Source organism: Brachyspira catarrhinii, assembly GCF_005518285.1.
Lineage (GTDB): Bacteria > Spirochaetota > Brachyspiria > Brachyspirales > Brachyspiraceae > Brachyspira > Brachyspira catarrhinii.
The window spans coordinates 1-1529 of the sequence record NZ_SJDU01000478.1 but is presented as its reverse complement, the minus strand read 5'-3'; the positions used below and the strand labels follow the sequence as shown (position 1 = coordinate 1529).

General features: G+C 27.0%; 2 protein-coding genes. Both read left to right on the top strand.

Annotated elements, in window-relative coordinates; all coding sequences use genetic code 11:
* Positions 1–187: hypothetical protein (locus EZH24_RS15150; RefSeq protein ID WP_236847231.1), on the top strand; the 187-nt coding region annotated here is incomplete at its 5' end.
* Positions 184–1529 (top strand): methyl-accepting chemotaxis protein (locus tag EZH24_RS11635; protein ID WP_137999255.1); only part of this gene is annotated, 1346 nt, incomplete at its 3' end. The genes EZH24_RS15150 and EZH24_RS11635, both read left to right, overlap by 4 nt.

The following is a 1529-nucleotide window of genomic DNA, read 5'->3' as shown; positions in this document are numbered from 1 at the left end:
ATTTATTATGAATACGCATCGCATCGCATCGCATCGCATCGCATCGCATCAATCTAATATTCTATTAAGACATTATAAATTTACTCTCTGCATTTCAAATAAAATATATTGCAATATTATCAGCAGCTTTCTCTTTTGGTGTTGCAATAAAAATAATAAAAACATAGAAATCAGGAGTGTTATATGAAAAATAGTTTCAATAACCTAACATTTAAAATGCCGTTTACTATAATATTAATAGTAATAATTGTAATGACATCTACAATTATAATATCAGGCAGCCTTTCAAGTAATATTATGAACAATAAAATCAAAGAAGGTTTTGAAGGAACTTTATCAGGATATACTTTTTCTGTTGACAGCTGGGTTAATAATCAAATAGCAAATGCCAAATTCTATGCTTCAATACCGTCTGTGGTTGAAATGTCAAAAACTTCTGACTGGCAAAACTATCAGGAATCATTAAATATATTAAAAGAAGTTATGAAAGAAAATCCATATGTAATAGACATAGGTGTATGTTCTATAGATGGTTCAATAAAATTTGATACATCTCTTGATTACAGCATATACAATCTATTATTAAAAGACTTACAGCCCGGTACTTGGAAAAGATTTGTAGATTCAGATTATGACAATGCCTTAGCAAATGATATAAGTATATCTCTAACGACTGGAAAACCAAGTACAATAGTAATGGTCGGAATAAAAGATGAAAATAATAAAGTTATTTCTTTTCTATATACAATGCTTGATTGGAATAAGCTAATAGAAGAAATCATGACTAATGTACAGCTTCCTGCGGGTGCTGATTTATTCATAATAGGCGATACTTTAGAAATTATTGCAAATAAAGATCCTAAACTTATAAAAACTCAAATAGATGAAAAATATAAAGAAATAATATCTATACAAAACGGATACACTAGAATAAATATAAACAATAACAATATAGAAACTTTTTTCAATAAATTAAAAACTCAGTCTTGGTATACTGTAATATCAATACCTCAAAAAATAGCAAATGCTGAAACATATAAGATGACAATGATAAATACAGGTATTGTAATTTTTGGAATAATTATAATATTTGTATTTATATATATATTTGCAAAATCTATAACAATGCCTTTAAATGTAATATTAGAAGAATCAAAAAATATGTATCAAGGTAAATTAAATTCAAATATACCTGAAAATATTAAATCAAGAAAAGATGAATTAGGACAAATGTCTCAATATTTTAGTATGATGCAGAAATATCTCGCTAATATGATTCGCAACATTAATGACATGTCCTATATTATATCTGAAAAATCAAATAAAATATTCAATGAAAATACAAACTTAGCTAAAAGAGTTGAAGATCAGGCTGCAAGTTTGGAAGAAACTTCTTCTTCTATGGAAGAGTTTGCATCAGGATTAAAAAACTCAACTGAACGTTCTATAGAAATTAGAGATATTATGACAGAAGCTACTGACTCAATAGAACAAGTCGGAATAATGATATCACAAACTACATCAAATAT